Source organism: Alcaligenes nematophilus (assembly GCF_026344155.1).
Lineage (GTDB): Bacteria > Pseudomonadota > Gammaproteobacteria > Burkholderiales > Burkholderiaceae_B > Alcaligenes > Alcaligenes phenolicus.
Genome location: NZ_JAPKMZ010000001.1, coordinates 181,572 through 198,764, shown reverse-complemented (window position 1 = coordinate 198,764; position 17,193 = coordinate 181,572). Strand labels below are relative to the sequence as shown.

The 17,193-nt window shown below is 56.6% G+C and carries 16 protein-coding genes; 12 read left to right on the top strand and 4 right to left on the bottom strand.

Annotation, left to right across the window (positions count from 1 at the left end; translation table 11 throughout):
* Positions 1–91 precede the first annotated feature (91 nt).
* The 5 genes from folC (at position 92) to OSH04_RS00915 (ending at position 5,840) form a co-directional block, all read left to right on the top strand.
* A complete protein-coding gene (folC, locus tag OSH04_RS00935; protein WP_088450091.1) occupies positions 92–1,483 on the top strand; it encodes a bifunctional tetrahydrofolate synthase/dihydrofolate synthase in 1,392 nt (463 codons plus the stop codon).
* A gap of 38 nt (positions 1,484–1,521) precedes the next feature.
* The gene (locus OSH04_RS00930; RefSeq protein WP_035271734.1) at positions 1,522–2,367 is read left to right on the top strand and encodes an SPOR domain-containing protein; all 846 of its coding nucleotides are present in this window, start codon (positions 1,522–1,524) and stop codon (positions 2,365–2,367) included.
* Positions 2,364–2,852 carry a CvpA family protein gene (locus OSH04_RS00925; protein WP_009457028.1) on the top strand — a complete coding sequence of 163 codons (489 nt, stop codon included), beginning with the start codon at positions 2,364–2,366 and terminating at the stop codon, positions 2,850–2,852. Before OSH04_RS00930 ends, OSH04_RS00925 begins: the two co-directional genes overlap by 4 nt.
* Before the next feature lie 23 nt (positions 2,853–2,875).
* Positions 2,876–4,360, top strand: a complete 1,485-nt coding sequence (purF, locus tag OSH04_RS00920; RefSeq protein WP_009457026.1) for an amidophosphoribosyltransferase — start codon at positions 2,876–2,878, stop codon at positions 4,358–4,360.
* 262 nt (positions 4,361–4,622) lie between these two features.
* Positions 4,623–5,840 (top strand): serine hydrolase domain-containing protein, encoded by a 1,218-nt coding sequence (locus tag OSH04_RS00915; protein WP_266107772.1) that lies wholly within the window; start codon positions 4,623–4,625, stop codon positions 5,838–5,840.
* Positions 5,841–5,906: 66 nt separating this feature from the next.
* Here OSH04_RS00915 and OSH04_RS00910 read toward each other — a convergent pair whose 3' ends face one another.
* Genes OSH04_RS00910 through map form a run of 4 tightly spaced genes read right to left on the bottom strand, consistent with a single transcriptional unit; the run spans position 5,907 to position 10,511 of the window.
* Positions 5,907–6,407, bottom strand: coding sequence for a disulfide bond formation protein B (locus OSH04_RS00910; protein WP_052159392.1), 501 nt, complete (start codon positions 6,405–6,407; stop codon positions 5,907–5,909).
* 4 nt (positions 6,408–6,411) lie between these two features.
* Positions 6,412–7,125: a MarC family protein gene (locus OSH04_RS00905; protein WP_035271732.1), complete on the bottom strand. Its 714-nt coding sequence runs from the start codon at positions 7,123–7,125 to the stop codon at positions 6,412–6,414.
* Entirely contained in the window at positions 7,125–9,704 is a 2,580-nt protein-coding gene (locus OSH04_RS00900; protein WP_266107771.1) for a [protein-PII] uridylyltransferase, read from the bottom strand. Before OSH04_RS00900 ends, OSH04_RS00905 begins: the two co-directional genes overlap by 1 nt.
* A gap of 3 nt (positions 9,705–9,707) precedes the next feature.
* On the bottom strand, positions 9,708–10,511 hold the full coding sequence (gene map / locus OSH04_RS00895; RefSeq protein WP_009457018.1) for a type I methionyl aminopeptidase: 804 nt from the start codon (positions 10,509–10,511) through the stop codon (positions 9,708–9,710).
* Positions 10,512–11,156: 645 nt separating this feature from the next.
* Between map and rpsB the strand changes: the two genes are divergently transcribed.
* The 7 genes from rpsB (at position 11,157) to OSH04_RS00860 (ending at position 17,187) form a co-directional block, all read left to right on the top strand.
* On the top strand, positions 11,157–11,906 hold the full coding sequence (gene rpsB, locus OSH04_RS00890; protein ID WP_266107770.1) for a 30S ribosomal protein S2: 750 nt from the start codon (positions 11,157–11,159) through the stop codon (positions 11,904–11,906).
* Between the two features lie 111 nt (positions 11,907–12,017).
* On the top strand, positions 12,018–12,896 hold the full coding sequence (tsf, locus tag OSH04_RS00885) for a translation elongation factor Ts (protein ID WP_009457016.1): 879 nt from the start codon (positions 12,018–12,020) through the stop codon (positions 12,894–12,896).
* A gap of 93 nt (positions 12,897–12,989) precedes the next feature.
* Positions 12,990–13,706, top strand: a complete 717-nt coding sequence (gene pyrH / locus OSH04_RS00880; protein WP_003799741.1) for a UMP kinase — start codon at positions 12,990–12,992, stop codon at positions 13,704–13,706.
* 19 nt (positions 13,707–13,725) lie between these two features.
* Positions 13,726–14,286, top strand: a complete 561-nt coding sequence (gene frr, locus OSH04_RS00875) for a ribosome recycling factor (RefSeq protein ID WP_009457015.1) — start codon at positions 13,726–13,728, stop codon at positions 14,284–14,286.
* Positions 14,287–14,311: 25 nt separating this feature from the next.
* Positions 14,312–15,076, top strand: a complete 765-nt coding sequence (gene uppS / locus OSH04_RS00870) for a polyprenyl diphosphate synthase (RefSeq protein WP_115634039.1) — start codon at positions 14,312–14,314, stop codon at positions 15,074–15,076.
* 13 nt (positions 15,077–15,089) lie between these two features.
* Positions 15,090–15,944, top strand: coding sequence for a phosphatidate cytidylyltransferase (locus tag OSH04_RS00865; RefSeq protein WP_035271728.1), 855 nt, complete (start codon positions 15,090–15,092; stop codon positions 15,942–15,944).
* Positions 15,945–15,984: 40 nt separating this feature from the next.
* Positions 15,985–17,187: a 1-deoxy-D-xylulose-5-phosphate reductoisomerase gene (locus OSH04_RS00860; RefSeq protein WP_083053483.1), complete on the top strand. Its 1,203-nt coding sequence runs from the start codon at positions 15,985–15,987 to the stop codon at positions 17,185–17,187.
* Positions 17,188–17,193 lie beyond the last annotated feature (6 nt).

Below are 17,193 nucleotides of genomic sequence, written 5' to 3'. Positions count from 1 at the left end.
ACCAGTATTCGCCTGATAGTTAAGGCGTATTGGATCACGGCAGGTGCTATCATCAGCGCCTGCCGTTTTTATTTTGTAATTGGTGTTGTCCATGACTCATCCTGTTCTGAAAGCCGACTCCTCGCTGAGTGACTGGCTGTCCTATCTGGAAACTTTGCATCCTTCGGCCATTGATCTGGGCCTGGGCCGGATTCGCGAGGTTGCCCAACGTCTGAACATCAAACTGGATTCTGTCGTCATTACGGTGGGGGGCACCAACGGCAAAGGCTCGACCTGCGCCATGCTGGAAGCGATTTTGCTGGCCGCCGCGTACAAGGTAGGCGTGTACGCCTCTCCGCATCTGGTGCGCTATAACGAACGCATTCGCTTGAATGGCGAGATGGCCGAAGATGCGCAGATCACGGCGCAATTTGCCCGTATCAACGAAGCTCGTGGCGATCTGACGCTGACTTATTTTGAATTTTCCACGCTGGCTGCCTTGTTGCTGTTCCAGGAGCAGCGTGTTGATGTCGCGGTGCTGGAAGTGGGCCTGGGTGGTCGCCTCGATGCCGTCAACATCATTGATGCGGACTGTTCCATCATTACCAGCATTGATATCGACCATGCTGAGTACCTGGGCAATACCCGTGAACAGGTGGCCTGGGAGAAAGCCCATATTTTCCGTGCCGATCGTCCTGCGATCTGTGCCGATCCCGTGCCGCCACAGACCATGCTGGATTACGCCCAGGAAATTGGTGCCCAATTGTGGCTGTTTGGCAAAGATTTCAACTATTCCGGCGACCGTCAGCAATGGGCTTACGGTGGCCGCAATCAGCGCCGCGCTGCCCTGGCTTACCCGGCCTTGCGTGGAGCGAATCAGCTGCTGAATGCTTCTGCGGCATTAGCTGCGCTGGAGTCGCTGCACCCACGTTTGGCTGTGCCTGCGCAAGCTGTACGTGCCGGCTTGCTGCGTGCTCACATGCCGGGCCGCTTCCAGATTCAACCTGGCCAGCCTTGTGTGATTTTTGACGTGGCTCACAACCCCCATGCGGCGGCTGCCTTGGCGCAGAACCTGGACAATATGCCGCCTTACCCCAAGACGATTGCCGTCGTGGGTATGTACAAGGACAAGGATGTGGACGGCGTGATCGCCCGCATGGCTACCCGTATCGACCACTGGATGTGTGCCAGTCTGGAAGGTCCACGCAGCATGTCGGGTGAAGAATTGGCCAATCATGTACGCGCGGTTCTGGCCAGTGGTCAGACGCCTGATGATGTGTTGGCACCCGAGGCCGAATCCGGCTCGCATCGCCCAGGTGTTCGGCCGGTTGCCCGCGCTTCGGTCAGTAAAGCGTCAGCGGTCGTATCCAGTTACAACAGTCCTCAGCTCGCTTACGAGGCGGCGTTAAAAGAGGCCAGTGACAATGATAGAATTGTCGTGTTTGGCTCGTTTGCGACAGTAGGACCAATACTTGAAGCCGCAAACGACCGTTCATCTTCCTGAATATCAGTAAGACTGCTTATTTCATAGGTCTAGGGCTCATGGGTTTATTTTCACGTAACGATACTTCCTCATCGTCGGGTCGCCGCGGCAGTGCTTCCAGCGATTCACAATTATCGGAACTGCGTGGACGGGCTCGCCGCCGTCTGATCGGTGCGCTGGCTCTGGTTCTGGCCGTCGTCGTGCTGGTGCCCATGCTGACCGCCGACAAGACCCCACCTGAGCCCGAGCAGTCTTTGGCCCTGGGTCCCATCGGTCAGACAACGGGGCAGGGCACAGTGCAGACTCGTCCCGGCGAGCTGGTGGTGCAAGAAGGCACGCCTGCTCCTGTCATCGAACAACCTGACGAGCCGCTGGTCACTGATCCTTCCACCAGTACCGACGGTGGTCTGGCCGTGGTCAATCCCGGTCTGGAAACCGATCCTGCTCCTGTCACGACACCTAGCACTCCCGCTGCGCCGCCGCCTGTGACCACACGTCCAGAGACGCCCAAGCCGGTTGAGAAGCCCAAGCCAGTCGAAAAACCCAAGCCAAGCCCAGCGCCTGCACAAAATGGCCGTACCGATGACGGCTCCTACGCGCTGGCCCTGCTGGAAGGCCGTGTCCCGAGTAAACCAGCCCCTGCTGCTGCCGCTAAACCGGCTACGCAACAAGGCAACTTCATTTTGCAGATTGTCGCCTATTCCAACCAGAACGATGCCCAGTCGCGTCGTGATCAGCTGGTATCGGCCGGTGTGACCAATGCCTATGTAGAGACGGCACAAAGCGGTGGCAAGCCAACCTATCGTTTGCGTGTGGGCCCATTCCCCACTCGTGAAGCGGCTCAGGCAGCCCAGGCCCGCTTGCGCTCGCTCGGTTACGAGAACAGTTTTATCTCGGCTAAGTGAGCAGCTTCGACTATATCGTCCTTGGAATTGTGGGTGTGTCAGGCCTTCTGGGCCTGATACGGGGATTGATCAAGGAAGTTCTTTCGCTCAGCGCCTATTTGCTGGCCTTCATGGCCGCAATCTGGTGGGGGCCACGCACATCAGGCTGGATACAAGTCTGGGTAGAAAACGGCTTATTACGTACGGCTTTGGCCTACGGAGCCGTTTTTTTTATGGTCTTGCTACTGGTGGGCCTGTTGAACATGCTGTTAGCCAGCTTGATCGAGCAAACGGGTTTGACGCCCGCCGATCATGGCTTGGGCGGCCTGTTCGGGCTGGCTCGCGGGGTGCTGCTGGTGCTGATTCTGGTCATCCTGGCCGGGCATACCGATTTACCTAAGGAACCGTGGTGGGAGCAGGCCAAGCTGGCCGAGCCTGCGATCCGCGCGGTGCAGTCGATTAAGGCCATGCTGCCGCCGTCTCTGGCAGAATGGCTGCCTTATTGAGAACACACTAACGGGAACCAATCATGTGTGGAGTTGTAGGGGTTGTTGCGCGCAGCCCTGTAAATCAGTTGATCTATGACAGTTTGCTCTTGCTGCAGCACCGCGGGCAGGATGCAGCGGGGCTGGCGACCTGGCACGACCAGTTCTTCAGCATGCACAAGGCATTTGGCCTGGTGCGGGACGTATTCCGTACCCGCAACATGCGCTCCTTGCCGGGCAATAGCGGTATTGGCCACGTGCGTTACCCCACGGCGGGCTCCAGCCAGAGCGTGGAGGAGGCGCAGCCGTTTTACGTCAACGCCCCCTTTGGTCTGAGCTTTGTGCACAACGGCAATCTGACCAATTGGCGTGAGCTGCGTGAAGAACTGTTCACCATTGATCGTCGCCACATCAACACCAACTCGGATTCCGAGGTTCTGCTGAATGTGTATGCCCACGAGTTGCAACGCGCTGCCACGGGTCCTGAGCTGACTCAGGACGAAGTGTTTGAGGCCGTCGCTGCTGTGCACCGCCGTGCGCGTGGGGCTTATGCGGTAGTCTCGCAAATCGCCAATTTCGGTCTGGTAGCTTTCCGTGATCCGAACGGGATTCGTCCTTTGTGCTTGGGTCGTAATGTGACGCCCAAGGGTGAAGAATGGATGATTGCTTCCGAGTCCGTTGCCTTGACCGGTTGCGGCTTCGAGCTGGTCCGCGACGTTGAGCCCGGCGAGGCCATCATTGTGGATCTGGACGGTAATCTCAGCAGCCGCCAGTGCGCCGAGAACCCGCGCCTGAATCCCTGTGTCTTTGAGTACGTGTACTTCGCCCGCCCCGATTCCACTGTTGATGGTGTGTCGGTTTACGACGCCCGTTTGCTAATGGGTGAGTACTTGGCCGAGAACGTCGCCAAGAACCTGCGTCTGGCCGATATCGATGTGGTCATGCCTATCCCTGACTCGGCCCGTCCTTCGGCCATGCAGTTGGCAGCACATTTGAACCTGAACTACCGCGAAGGCTTCATCAAGAACCGCTACGTGGGCCGCACCTTTATCATGCCCGGTCAGGAAGTGCGCAAGAAGTCGGTGCGTCAGAAACTGAGTGCTATTCCCATGGAATTCCGTGGCAAGAACGTGCTGCTGGTGGATGACTCTATCGTGCGTGGCACAACGAGCCGTCAGATTGTGGATATGGCCCGTGCCGCGGGTGCGAACAAGGTGTTCTTTGCTTCGGCAGCACCACCGGTCCGCTTTCCGAACGTGTACGGCATCGACATGCCTACGGTTTCCGAGCTGATCGCCACAGGTCGTGATGTGGATCAGGTTGCCAAGGAAATTGGTGTGGATGGTCTGGTTTATCAAGACCTGCACGATCTGGAACAATCCCTGCGTGACTTGAACCCACGCTTTGCCGGCTTTGAGTCCTCCTGCTTTAGCGGCGAGTACGTGACAGGGGATGTGGACGAGGCTTATCTGAATCTGTTGGCAGAAGGCCGCAAAAATGGTCGTGAAGTGCCTGACGTAACGGACTGATAACTTGATCTTGTGCTCGATTGGAAAAACCCGCTTTTATAGCGGGTTTTTTTTGAATTTATGATTGCTGGGTGGTTTTGGATATTTTATTTTCAGGCTTTAATTATTAGTCTCTTATATAAATTAAACCTATTATTTTTTAATTTTTGATGATTTTATAATCTACGGATTAATTTCATATTATTTAATAATCAGCTTATATTTTTCTTTGTTTCTTTCGATAAATCATGCGCCTTGGTGCGCATTCTATCTGGAATCAAAGATGAAAAACCCAAGCAAAGATATGGAATCTGATCAGGTATTAACTGATCCTGATCCCACAGAGCAGATTCCTGTCAGTATTCAATCTGGTATCGACTTTCCTGCCTTGCATCATTTGCTGGAGCAGGCCCTGGAGCAAAACCGGGTGATGGGTGCCGTGGTGCTGGTCGCTTACCAAGGTGAACTGATATTTCGTTTTAGTGGTGGCTGGGCGAATAAGGAGCTGGCTCAAGCCATGCATGAAGATACGGTCTTCAGTTTGGGCTCCTTGAGCAAGACAATCAGTTCCTGGCTGGCCTTGCGTTTGATTGAGCGGGGACTGCTTTCTTTGAAAGATAGAATCACGCGCTATCTTCCCCATTTCGGTCCCAGTTTCAATTCTATTTGCCCGCCTATTTCCATTCATCAATTGCTCACTCACACATCGGGGCTTAGTTATCGTTTTATTGATGGTGAGGAGAGTGCCTACGCTCAGGCTCAGGTCAGTGATGGGCTGGATGATCCAGAACTGAGCTGGCAAGAGAATTTTCGACGTATTTGCTCCGTACCACTACGTTTTGCACCGGGTACAGGCTGGCGTTACTCCTTGGGAGTGGATGTAGTGGGGCAGGCTTTGCAAATTGCTTCGGGACGGGGCTTGTCGGAGTTACTGGAGGACAGCATTAGTCGTCCCTTGGGCTTGAGACATTGTTCCTTTTACAAGCGCGATGATTTTCAGATGGCCGTGCCGTATCGAAATCATGAGGCTTGCTTGACGCGGGTGGATGGTGCGTTGGATCTGGGTATCGGCGTGCTGCGGTTTGATGAGCAGAGCCTGTCACAGCGCTCCAGGCCGATCTATGCGGGGGCATCCATGCTTGGGTCCGGGGCAGATTTGATGCGCATACTTCTGGCTTTGCGAAATGGGAGTTTGCTTTCCAAGCCGTATTGCGAAGCGCTGTTTACCGATCATGTGCCATATTCTGCCAAATGCATGTGGCCAAATTGGGGCTATACCTACGGGGCCGCCATTTCACGACAGCTGCCTGAGCGGACCATGCCGATGTCTGCTGGGAGCTTGCAGTGGGTCGGTGCATTCGGGCAGAAGTGGATGTTTGATCGACAGCAGGACCTCATCATTGTCAGCATGACCAATACCGCTCCAGAGGGCCTGTTTGGTGCATTTCCGGATCAGGTTCGTGACGCTGTTTATACCGATTTGGGTTTGATGCCTGATTGAGCAGGGTGGAACAAAAAAGCCCTGCTGGAAGGCAGGGCTTTATGGCTGTAGTGGCTGCCCAGGCGCTTAGGCCCCTCGTCGCTTGAACAGCGTCAGCAACAAACCCAGGCCCAGGATCACAAATAGCGCCAAGCTCCAGTAAGCGTATTCAATCCCCAGCAAAGGTTGGCGTGCATCCATGCAGGAGGCATAAATACCAAATAGCCAAGGCAAGCCGCTTTCCAGGCCGGACTGGGTAATGAAGCGATCGGCAAAGGTCTGGTCGCAGCTGAATAGGTGCTGCGCGACCGATACCTGATACCAGGCAGCCAGAATGCCACCTACTGAGGTAGCCAGACCCAGCAAGCTGGCAATGGTTGAACTGCGCTGATGCCCCAGTTGGCGCAACACACCAGCAACCAGGCTGAACACGCCCAACACAATGAAAATCAGGCGTTGCAGGACGCACCAGGCGCAAGGCGGGATGCTGAATACATGCTGGGAAAGCAGTGCAATGCCTACGCCGGAAAAGGCGAGCAGGGCGATCAGATAGTAGGGTGCAGCGGACTGGCGGGAGGATGCGGCCATGGTATCAAGAGGAACTTAAAGAATGAAAGGTAGATGCTTCGTGCAGCAAACCCAGGAAAAGTTCATGGAAACCGGCCCAGGTAATCTGCACGCCCAGGCATAAGAGAATAAAGGCGGACAGGCGCATCACGACAGCCGTGCCATTTTTACCCAGTTTGTACAGGAATTGCGATGCAAAACGTAAGGCCAGAAACACGATAAAACTGGCCGCAGCAATAGCAGGCAGCGCGCCAGCCAGCTTGCTCATGGTGCCGGTGACCGAGTTGTCATGCAAGGTCGCCCCTACCGTCAGTGCCGCAGACAAGGAGCCGGGGCCGCAGAGCATGGGGAAGGTCAGGGGGTAGAAGGCTTTGGAGCGGATCTGTTCCCAGGAGTAGGACTCGGCCATGTTCTGCGCATGGGCTGCGTCAAAGTCCGAGGCGTTGATCAGGCGCCAGGCTGTGGCAATCACCAGCAGGCCCCCGCCAATTCGGATGATGGGCAGGGAAATGCCAAAGAAATTCAGCACGATATTGCCCGCGACCATGGCAATGGCCAGCATGATGAAAATATTGATGGCAACTTTCTTGGCCAGGCGAGCGCGATCAGGCACGCTGGCGCCTTCGGTCAGGGTCAGAAAGATGGGGGCGGCCGCAGGCGGGTTCAGCATGGGCAAGAGTGTTGCCAACGCAAACAGGAAGCTGCGGCTGACATCAGCAAATACGGAGGAGAGTTCCATTAAGACGGGGTGGCTTGTTGAGAGAGGGCTAAACGTACATCGCGCTCCAGGCGCAATTGATTACGGTTCTGTTCCAGTGCGGCACCGCTCAGGATGAAGACGTCTTCCACGCGATCGCCCAGGGTCATGACTTTGGCCGAGCGCAGTCGCACGTCGTGGTGCTCGAATACTTGGGCGAGACTGTACAACAAACCGCGCCGGTCTGTGGCACTTAGCGTCAAAATCCAGTCCTGCCCTTGCTCTTCCTGACGCAGATCCACGGTGGGCTGAATGGGAAAGACTCGAGCCCGGCGGGAGCGGATGTCGCGGTAGTGGTCGTGCGGGGGCTCGCTAGGGAGCAGGTCTTGCTGGAGTGCCTGGCATAACTCGGTTTCGATCAGCAAAGGGTCGCGCCGCAGGGCGTGGTCGTAGGCGGGCAGCATGACGATGAAACTGTCCAGCGCCCAGCCGTGGCGAGTCGTGTAAATGCGAGCGTCCTGAATGCTGACGGCCTGGCTGTCAAAGTAGCGGCAGATACGTAAGAACAGGCCGCTGGCGTCTTGGGTGTAGACCAGCACCTGCAGGGCGTCGGATTGGCCGGCAGGGCGTATGCGTACGATGGGTGTCAGGCTGTGGGACTGGTGGTAGAGCTGGATGGTATGCCAGGCGATTTCACTGGCGTCGTGGCGCAGGAAATAGGGCTTGTCCAGCCATTGCCAGAAGTCCTCGCGGGCTTCATCCAGTAGGCCAGCCAGACGAATTTCGCCAGCGGCGTCACGCTTGCGTTGATCCAGTACGGACACGCCATCCTTGGCCTGCCGTCCTAAAGCTGCCAGTGACAGCTTGTACAGGTCTTCCAGCAGCTTGCCTTTCCAGGAGTTCCATACCGTTGGGCTGGTGGCCCGAATGTCGGCGACAGTCAGCAGGTACAGGGCAGTCAGGCGGCGTTCCGTACCTACGGTTTGCAGGAACTGGAAAATGACATTCGGGTCGCTCAAATCGCGTTTCTGAGCCACTTGCGACATGGTCAGGTGCTCGCGCACCAAAAACACCACCAGCTCTGCGTCCACCGGCATCAAGCCGTGATCCTGACAGAATGCCAAGGCGTCCTGCGCACCCAGCTCGGAGTGATTGCCGCCACGTCCTTTGGCAATGTCGTGAAAGAGGGCGGCGATATACAGCAGCCAGTGGCGATCAAAACCGCTCATCAGCTGATTGGCCATGGACAGCTCTTCGCTGTGCTCGGCCATGGTGAAGCGGCGTAGGTTGCGTATAACCTTTAGCGTGTGCTCGTCCACAGTGTAAGCGTGGAACAGGTCGTGCTGCATTTGTCCGACGACGCGTCGAAAGACTGGCAAATAGCGCGGCAGCAGGTTCAGCAGATTCATCAGCCGCAAGGTATGCACGATGCCTTTGTTCTGCTGCAGAATTTCCAGAAACAGACGTCGATTCCGGGGCTCGGCTCGGAACTTGGCATCGATCAGGCGGCGGGCATGCCAGAGGGCTCGCAAGGTATCGGCTTTCAGGCCACGCAGATTGGGCTGTTGCTGCAAATGCAGCATGGCCACAAAAATCAAAGAGGGGTCTTGCTCGAAGCCATCAGGCTGACGCAGTTCCAGCTGTCCATGATGAATCTGGAAGTGGCTGTCCAGAATCAGCGGTTCCTGATCGGTTTGCGGGAACAGGTGTTCCTCGATGCTGCGCATCAGGATCAGATTGAGCTGGCTGACAATCTTGGCGGCCCAGTAGTAACGCTGCATCAGCAGTTCGCTGGCGCGTCGGGTGGCCGTGGGTTGAAAACCGTAAATGTCAGCCAGACGTGGTTGCAGGTCAAACAGCAGTCTGTCTTCGGCGCGGCCGGTCAGTAGATGAAGCTCAATGCGCAGACGCTTGAAGGCTTCTTCCACGCGTTGCAGAGCTTTCAGCTCGGATTGCGTCAGTAGTTCGGATTGCGCGACATCCACCCAACTGCGACCCAAACCGGCTGCCCGTGCCATCCAGAGCAGCACCTGCAGGTCGCGCAAGGCGCCAGGAGACTCTTTGCAATTGGGTTCCAGGGAGTAGGGGGTGTCTTGCAGATGCGCATGACGCTGCTGCTGTTCGGCCTGTTTGGCCAGGAAGAAAGCCTGCGGGTCCATCTGGCTTTGCAGTTGCTGTTGGGCGTGGCGTAGCAGCAATCGGGAACCCGCCAGCCAGCGGCTTTCCAGCAAGGCGGTTTCGGTGGTGATGTCCTGGCTGGCTTGTTCCAGGCATTGGGTGGGCGTGGCCACATTATGGCTGGGAGCCAGACCTATATCCCACAAGGCGGCGACCAGTGCCTGAATCCGGTCTATATCCTCTGCATTGGGCTCGCGCTGCAACAGGATCAGCAAGTCCACATCCGAATGCGGATACAGCTCCCCGCGACCATACCCCCCCAAGGCCGCCAGGCTGGCTTGGCGGGGCAGGGGATAACGGACCAGAAGTTCACGCAGACCTTGGTCGCAAAGCTGGCACAGGCTTGTGAGCAGGCGATCGCAATGCAGGTCTTGCCTGAAGCGCTCGTAGGCCCTAGCCCGGCGGCAAGCAATTCTGTCGCGAAGCTGGGCCAGGAAAGACATGGTTCAGGCCTTGTTGATAATGGCTGGAGGGGCAGGCATGCCGGGCGAGACGGTCAGCACTTCGTAGCCGGTATCGGTTACCAGCACCGCGTGCTCCCATTGGGCCGACAGGCTGTGGTCGCGGGTCACCACGGTCCATTGGTCAGCCAGCGTGCGCAGTTCGCGACGACCGGCGTTGATCATGGGCTCGATGGTGAAAATCATGCCGGGTTCCAGTTTTACGCCGGTGCCGGGTTTGCCGTAGTGCAGCACTTGCGGATCCTGGTGAAACTTCTGGCCCACACCATGGCCGCAGTATTCGCGCACAACGGAAAAACCTTGTTTTTCAGCGTGTTGCTGAATGGCGTGGCCGACATCACCCAGGGTGGCGCCGGGTTTGACTTGATCAATACCCAGCCACATGCATTCGTAGGTGGTTTCAGTCAGGCGGCGGGCCAGGATGCTGGGCTCGCCCACGTAGTACATACGGCTGGTGTCGCCAAACCAGCCGTCTTGAATAATGGTGACGTCCATATTCAGAATGTCGCCATTTTTCAACACTTTGTCGCCGGGGATGCCGTGACAGATAACGTGGTTGACGGAGGTACAAATAGAGCCTGGAAAGGGTGGGTAGCCAGGAGGCGCGTAGCCTACGGTGGCAGATTTGACCCCCAGTTCATTGATGCGCTCCATGCACAGGCGATCCAGTTCGCCGGTCGTGACACCTGCTTTGACAAAGGGAGTCAGGTAATCAAGGATGGATGCCGCGGTCTGGCAAGCAGCGCGCATTTTTTCGAGATCAGTGGGGTCTGTGACGAGAATACTCATAGCAACTTGAACAGGTCTATTGAAAAATAGTAGAATTATAGGCTTTTGTGAATTTTGCAGTTACGCGCCGTCCCGTTTGGGGTGATCTGGCGGCTTCCAAGCAAGGCGGTGTCAGGCAGCGCAAGACGCTGTTTACCGCATTAAATCTAGGTTCTCCTGGGTTGGCCGGCTTTTCTCAGGCTTTCTGAATCTTCAGAACTGATGAGTCAAGCAAGGGGTCAGGACAGTCTGCTCCAAGATTGAAAAAAACGCCTCAGGGCGCTGCGAGCCAGCAAAAACACGCAAAATTCACAACGAATACAGGGTCAGCACGATCACAAGCGTTGCAAAAGCAACATGGGCAGCAGCCCGGTTCTTGTTCAAGTGATGCTGACCAAGCAATCCTCTAGGATACACCTGCGAACAGTGCCCTGTATGCAGGCGGTAGCCAGAAAAGTTTCAGGCTCGGGCCCGGATGGCAGATATCTTGTCTGCCTGCAGGCGTGAGTCCGTTGCAGTGCAGGCGTTCGCTCATGTTGGGCAACGTTTTTATGTTTTAAGTTGTAAATCGCGTGACTGTCCGTCTCGGGGTGTCTGGAATGCAGCACAGGCTGCGGCCCTTACCGGATACCGGGCAGTTACAAGACCAAACCCTTGGAGAACTTTATGTCTTTAATGCGTGAAATGCTGGAAGCTGGTGTGCACTTTGGCCACCAAACCCGTTACTGGAACCCCAAGATGGCTCCGTTCATCTTCGGTCAGCGTAACAACATCCACATCATCAACCTGGAAAAAACGGTTGTTCAGTACGAAGAAGCAACCAAATTCGTGCGTCAACTGGCTGCCCGTGGTGGCAACGTGCTGTTCGTAGGCACCAAGCGCGCTGCTCGCGAACTGGTGGCTGCTGAGGCCGAACGTTGCGGCATGCCTTACGTCGACAGCCGCTGGTTGGGTGGCATGATGACTAACTTCAAAACGGTCAAGACTTCCATCAAGCGTCTGAAGGAAATGGAAGCTCAGATGGCTGAAGGCCGTCTGGAAACCATGAGCAAGAAAGAAGCCTTGATGTTCGAACGCGAACTGGAAAAGCTGCACAAGGCCATCGGCGGTATCAAGGACATGAACAACCTGCCTGACGCCCTGTTCGTGATCGACGTTGGCTACCACAAGATTGCCGTGGCTGAAGCCCGCACTCTGGGTATCCCCGTGGTGGCCGTGGTTGATACCAACCACTCGCCAGAAGGTCTGGATTACGTGATCCCTGGTAACGATGACTCGGCCAAGGCTATCGCTCTGTACGCCCGTGGCATGGCTGACGCCGTGCTGGCTGGCCGCGAACAGAACCTGAATGGTCTGGTTGAAGAAATCGCCGCTGACGAAGAGTTCGTCGAAGTTCAGGCTGACACCCAGGAGTAACAGGCTCACCGCTGTCTGCCAGACACCATCAGTTGTCATGGCAGACAGCTACAGTGACCCTTCGTATCGCCCCGGCTTGCCGGGGCATGTTCTACAGAATTGGAGAAAACCGTGGCTCAAATCACCGCATCGATGGTTAAAGAATTGCGCGAGAAAACCGACGCGCCCATGATGGAATGCAAAAAAGCACTGACCGAAGCCGACGGCGATATGGCACGTGCTGAAGAAATCTTGCGCGTGAAGCTGGGCAGCAAGGCTAGCAAAGCAGCTACCCGCGTTACCGCTGAAGGCCTGGTTTCTGTTTACATCGCTGACGATGCCAAGACCGGCTCCGTAGTTGAAGTTAACTGCGAAACCGACTTTGTTGCCAAGAACGATGACTTCATCGGCTTTATCAACGACGTCGCCCAACTGGTCGCCAAGAACAACCCGGCAGATCTGGCCGCTTTGGCTGAACTGCCACTGGCCGACAGCAATGTCGAGACCGTGCGCGCTGCTCTGGTTGGCAAAATTGGTGAAAACATCTCGATCCGTCGCTTCCAGCGCTACGAAACAGCCGGCCAACTGGCCAGCTACGTTCACGGTGGCAAGATCGGCGTATTGGTTGATTTCGCCGGTGGCGACGAAGAAGTGGGTAAAGACCTGGCCATGCACATCGCCGCGACTCGTCCTAAAGCAATGGACGCTTCGGGTGTTGACGCTGCCGAGATCGAAGCCGAGCGCTCCGTGGCTGCTCAGAAAGCCGCTGAATCCGGCAAACCTGCTGACATCGTCACCAAAATGGTTGACGGCGCTGTTGCCAAGTTCCTGAAAGAAGTGACTCTGCTGAGCCAGCCTTTCGTCAAGAACGACAAGCAAAGCGTGCAGCAAATGCTGGACGAGAAAAAAGCATCGATCGCTGGCTTTACCCTGTACGTTGTGGGTGAAGGCATTGAGAAGCGTGTTGAAGATTTCGCCGCTGAGGTAGCTGCTGCTGCCGGCCAAGCCTAATCTAGCTTGTTTTTTCAGGGCAGGCACCGTAGTGGCGGTGCCTGCCCTGCTGCTTTACACTCTCTTCTGTCTTCGTCACTTGGAATCCCACCCATGACTACCCCTCATTACAAACGTGTTCTGTTGAAGCTCTCCGGCGAAGCGCTGATGGGCGAGGACTCGTTCGGTATTAATCGCAGCACAATCATTCGCATGACGGAGGAGATCGCCCAGGTTGCCCAGTTGGGGGTACAGCTGGCTATCGTGATTGGCGGGGGCAATATCTTTCGCGGCATCGCTCCAGGTGCCCAGGGCATGGATCGTGCGACAGCCGACTACATGGGCATGATGGCTACCGTCATGAATGCGCTGGCCTTGCAAGATGCCTTGAAGCACCGTGGCCTGGATGCCCGTGTGCAATCTGCCCTGAATATTGAGCAGGTCGTAGAGCCTTACATTCGTCCCAAGGCACTGCGTTACCTGGAAGAAAACAAAGTTGTTATTTTTGCAGCCGGTACGGGCAACCCGTTCTTTACTACCGATACGGCAGCAGCCTTGCGCGGCGCCGAAGTGGGTGCGGAAATCGTACTGAAAGCGACCAAAGTCGACGGCATCTACAGTGCCGATCCCAATAAAGATCCAGGTGCGACGCGTTACTCGCGTATCAGCTTTGATGAGGCTATCGTACGCCGTCTGGAAGTGATGGACGCGACCGCCTTTGCCTTGTGTCGCGATCAGAAACTGCCGATTAAAGTGTTCTCCATCAACAAGCCCGGCGCCTTGACGCGCGCGGTCTCTGGTGAAGATGAAGGCACCCTGGTTCACGTTTAAAGTTATAGGAATTTAGTCCATGAGTCTTTCCGAGATTAAAGCATCGACCGACAGCCGGATGGGTAAGTCCCTCGAGTCTCTCAAGACAGGCCTGGCCAAAATTCGCACTGGCCGTGCTACTGCAGGCTTGCTCGATCACATTCAGGTTGAGTACTACGGCTCCATGGTGCCGGTCAGCCAGGTGGGCAACATCACGGTGGTGGATGCTCGCACGCTGAACGTGCAAGTGTGGGAAAAGCATATGGCTGGCCCGATTGAAAAAGCCATTCGTGATAACGAGCTGGGTCTGAACCCCATCTCGATGGGCGAGAGCATTCGTGTGCCCATGCCTGCGCTGACCGAAGAGCGCCGTCGCGATCTGGCCAAAGTGGTGCGTGGCGAAGGCGAAGATGCCAAGGTCGCCATTCGCAACCTGCGTCGTGACGCCAATGACACGCTCAAAAAGCAAGTCAAGGACAAGGAAATCTCCGAGGACGACGAGCGTCGCGCCCAGGACGAAATCCAGAAGCTGACCGACAAGTATGTGGCTGAAGTCGACAAGCTGATCGCCCAGAAAGAAGCCGAGATCATGACGGTCTAACGGCTTTTGCACAGGTGGCTAGGTGATTTCTTTCAGTTCTACCCAAACTATTCCGGAACACGGTCAGGTTCCTGGCCACCTGGCGATTGTCATGGACGGCAATGGACGATGGGCAACCCGTCGTCTTTTGCCACGCACGGCAGGGCACTTGCGTGGTGTGCAAACCGTCCGGCGTATTGTCGAGGCCTGTGGCGAGCTCGGCGTGCGTTATTTGACCCTGTTTGCGTTCAGCTCCGAGAACTGGCGACGCCCTCCTGAAGAGGTGTCCCTGTTGATGGGGCTGTTCGTCAAGATGCTGCAAAAAGAAGTGGCAACACTGAAAAAAAACGGCGTCCGACTTCATATTATTGGTGAGCTATCCGCATTTAGCGAAGAATTGCGCGGGCTGATTGCCGACGCAGAAGAACAAACGCGTGATAACGACACCTTGCATTTGACGATTGCCGCCAATTACGGTGGTCGTTGGGATATTTTGCAGGCGACCCGAAAGGCCTTGGTTGCCAATCCCCATTTGGTCGATCATCCCGAACAACTGGATGAGGCCATGTTCAGTCCCTATTTGGCGATGTCTTACGCCCCCGAACCGGATTTGTTCATCCGCACGGGCGGAGAGCGCCGCATTTCCAATTTTTTGATCTGGCAGATGGCCTATACCGAACTGTACTTTACAGACGCGTACTGGCCGGATTTTGACCGGACGCAGCTGGAGCAGGCCTTCGAGTGGTATCGTGGGCGCGAGCGGCGCTTTGGGCGCACCAGTGCCCAGGTGCAGGGTAGCCCCGCGCCTTGACGGAGCCTTATCTATGTTGAAACAACGAGTCATCACCGCCCTGATCCTGCTGGTCATTCTGGGCGCGGCCATGCTTGCCCCCGTGCGCTGGCCATTGCTGGCTATTTTTGTCCTGATGAGTACGCTGGCTTGCTGGGAATGGGAGCGCCTGAGCCTGTCCCAGGAGCAGCAGCGTTGGGCCTGGCCCCTGGCCTTGCTCAACGGTGCCTTGATGCTGTGGCTAAGCGTGCACTGGTATCACACCGGCCCGCAAGGGCAGGCGGCTGATTTGGTCTACCGTGGTCTGGTGCCCCTGATGGCGGCCTTGTGGGTCGTAGGCGCTACCGGGCTGGTACTGCAAGGTCAGGCCACACAGCGTGCACAAGGCGTCTTGCTCAGCGTGATGGGTGTGCTCGCTCCTTTGGTCGCCTGGGCCAGCCTATATCTGTTTCTGCATACACAGGGCATTGTTTACGTGCTCTCCTTGCTGGTCCTGATCTGGGTGGCAGACATCGCTGCTTACTTCGCTGGACGTGCCTTCGGTAAAGCCAAACTGGCCCCGCGTGTCAGTCCGGGCAAGACCTGGGCTGGAGCGCTCGGTGGTATGGTTGCCGCTGCTGCATGGATGTTGATCAGCGCAAATTGGGCCGGCAGTTTCGGCGCCGACGTGCTGCAGCGCTGGGGCTGGGTGGCCACGGCTGCTTTGGGTGTTGCTCTGGCGGCCCTCTCTATCGTGGGTGATTTGTTTGAGTCCCTGCTCAAGCGCCGTGCCGCTGTTAAAGATTCCAGTCAATTATTGCCCGGCCATGGTGGGGTGTACGACCGTATCGACGCCTTGCTGCCGGTTGCTCCCGTGGCCTTGTTGCTAAGTGGGGCGTGGCTCTTTTAGTCCTGCGTGGATTCAAAGTGTTTGCGTCAAGGAAGAACTCATGAGTTTCCAGCATGTTTGTGTGTTAGGAGCCACTGGCTCTATTGGTATCAGCACACTGGATGTGATTGCTCGTCATCCCGATCGGATGGCGGTTTATGCCGTGAGCGGCCACACTCGTATGGAGCTGTTGGCCGAGCAAGCTCGTGACAGCGCAGCCCGTGTTGTCCTCGTGCCGGATGAAGCCGCGCGTAGCCGCTTTCTGGCCGCGTGGCAGGGCGGTGCCTTGCCAGAGATTCGGGTAGGTGCTCAGGCGCTGGCCGACACGGCTGCCGATCCGCAAGTCACTACCGTCATGGCCGCGATTATCGGCGCCGCAGGTTTGCCCTCGGCCCTGGCCGCTGCACGTGCCGGCAAGCGTGTGCTGCTGGCTAATAAAGAAGCGCTGGTTGCTGCGGGTCGTATCTTCATGCAAGCCGTGCAAGAGGGTGGGGCGCAGTTGATGCCCATTGACTCTGAGCACAGCGCCATCTATCAGTGCCTGGCGGGTGAGCTGCCGCCGGAACCTGGTCAGCCAGTTGCGGCTCTGCGCCGTCTTTTGGTAACCGCTTCCGGCGGACCTTTCCGCTCGCGCAATCTGTCCGAGCTGGAGGGAGTGACACCCGAGCAGGCCTGCGCGCATCCTAACTGGAGCATGGGCCGCAAAATTTCGGTGGACTCGGCCACCATGCTGAATAAAGGTCTGGAAGTCATCGAGGCGCATTGGCTGTTTTCAGTGCCTGTTGACCAGATTGATGTGGTGGTGCATCCGCAAAGCGTGATTCACTCCATGGTCGAGTACATAGACGGTTCCGTCATGGCGCAATTGGGTCAGCCTGACATGCGTACGGCGATTGCCTACGGTCTGGGCTTTCCGGAGCGTTTGTATAGCGGCGTAGGCTTGCTGGATCTGGCCACAATGGGACGTCTGGATTTTGAGCAGCCTGATTTTCTGCGTTTCCCCTGTCTGCGACTGGCCTATGATGCCTTGCGCAGCAGTCAGGCCGCCTGCGTGACCTTGAATGCCGCCAATGAAATCGCCGTAGACCGCTTCCTGGAACGGCAGATTGGCTATACTCAGATTCCGGCTGTGATCGAGCATTGCCTGGACAAGCTCAATGGTCGTGCCAGCCAGGCCTTGGATGCTCTGGACGGGGTCTTGGAGCTCGATAGCGAAACCCGTTCGCTGGCGCTGGATTACTGCCGAAGCTCTGCGCGTATTTAACAGGAC

Bases quoted from the DNA above. Each gene is read 5' to 3' on its own strand.
- folC (WP_088450091.1), top strand. From the start codon at position 92: ATGACTCATCCTGTTCTGAAAGCCGACTCCTCGCTGAGTGACTGGCTG.
- OSH04_RS00930 (WP_035271734.1), top strand. From the start codon at position 1,522: ATGGGTTTATTTTCACGTAACGATACTTCCTCATCGTCGGGTCGCCGC.
- OSH04_RS00860 (WP_083053483.1), top strand. From the start codon at position 15,985: ATGAGTTTCCAGCATGTTTGTGTGTTAGGAGCCACTGGCTCTATTGGT.
- purF (WP_009457026.1), top strand. From the start codon at position 2,876: ATGTGTGGAGTTGTAGGGGTTGTTGCGCGCAGCCCTGTAAATCAGTTG.
- pyrH (WP_003799741.1), top strand. From the start codon at position 12,990: ATGACTACCCCTCATTACAAACGTGTTCTGTTGAAGCTCTCCGGCGAA.
- OSH04_RS00865 (WP_035271728.1), top strand. From the start codon at position 15,090: ATGTTGAAACAACGAGTCATCACCGCCCTGATCCTGCTGGTCATTCTG.
- OSH04_RS00915 (WP_266107772.1), top strand. From the start codon at position 4,623: ATGAAAAACCCAAGCAAAGATATGGAATCTGATCAGGTATTAACTGAT.
- map (WP_009457018.1), bottom strand. From the start codon at position 10,511: ATGAGTATTCTCGTCACAGACCCCACTGATCTCGAAAAAATGCGCGCT.
- frr (WP_009457015.1), top strand. From the start codon at position 13,726: ATGAGTCTTTCCGAGATTAAAGCATCGACCGACAGCCGGATGGGTAAG.
- OSH04_RS00910 (WP_052159392.1), bottom strand. From the start codon at position 6,407: ATGGCCGCATCCTCCCGCCAGTCCGCTGCACCCTACTATCTGATCGCC.
- OSH04_RS00900 (WP_266107771.1), bottom strand. From the start codon at position 9,704: ATGTCTTTCCTGGCCCAGCTTCGCGACAGAATTGCTTGCCGCCGGGCT.
- rpsB (WP_266107770.1), top strand. From the start codon at position 11,157: ATGTCTTTAATGCGTGAAATGCTGGAAGCTGGTGTGCACTTTGGCCAC.
- OSH04_RS00905 (WP_035271732.1), bottom strand. From the start codon at position 7,125: ATGGAACTCTCCTCCGTATTTGCTGATGTCAGCCGCAGCTTCCTGTTT.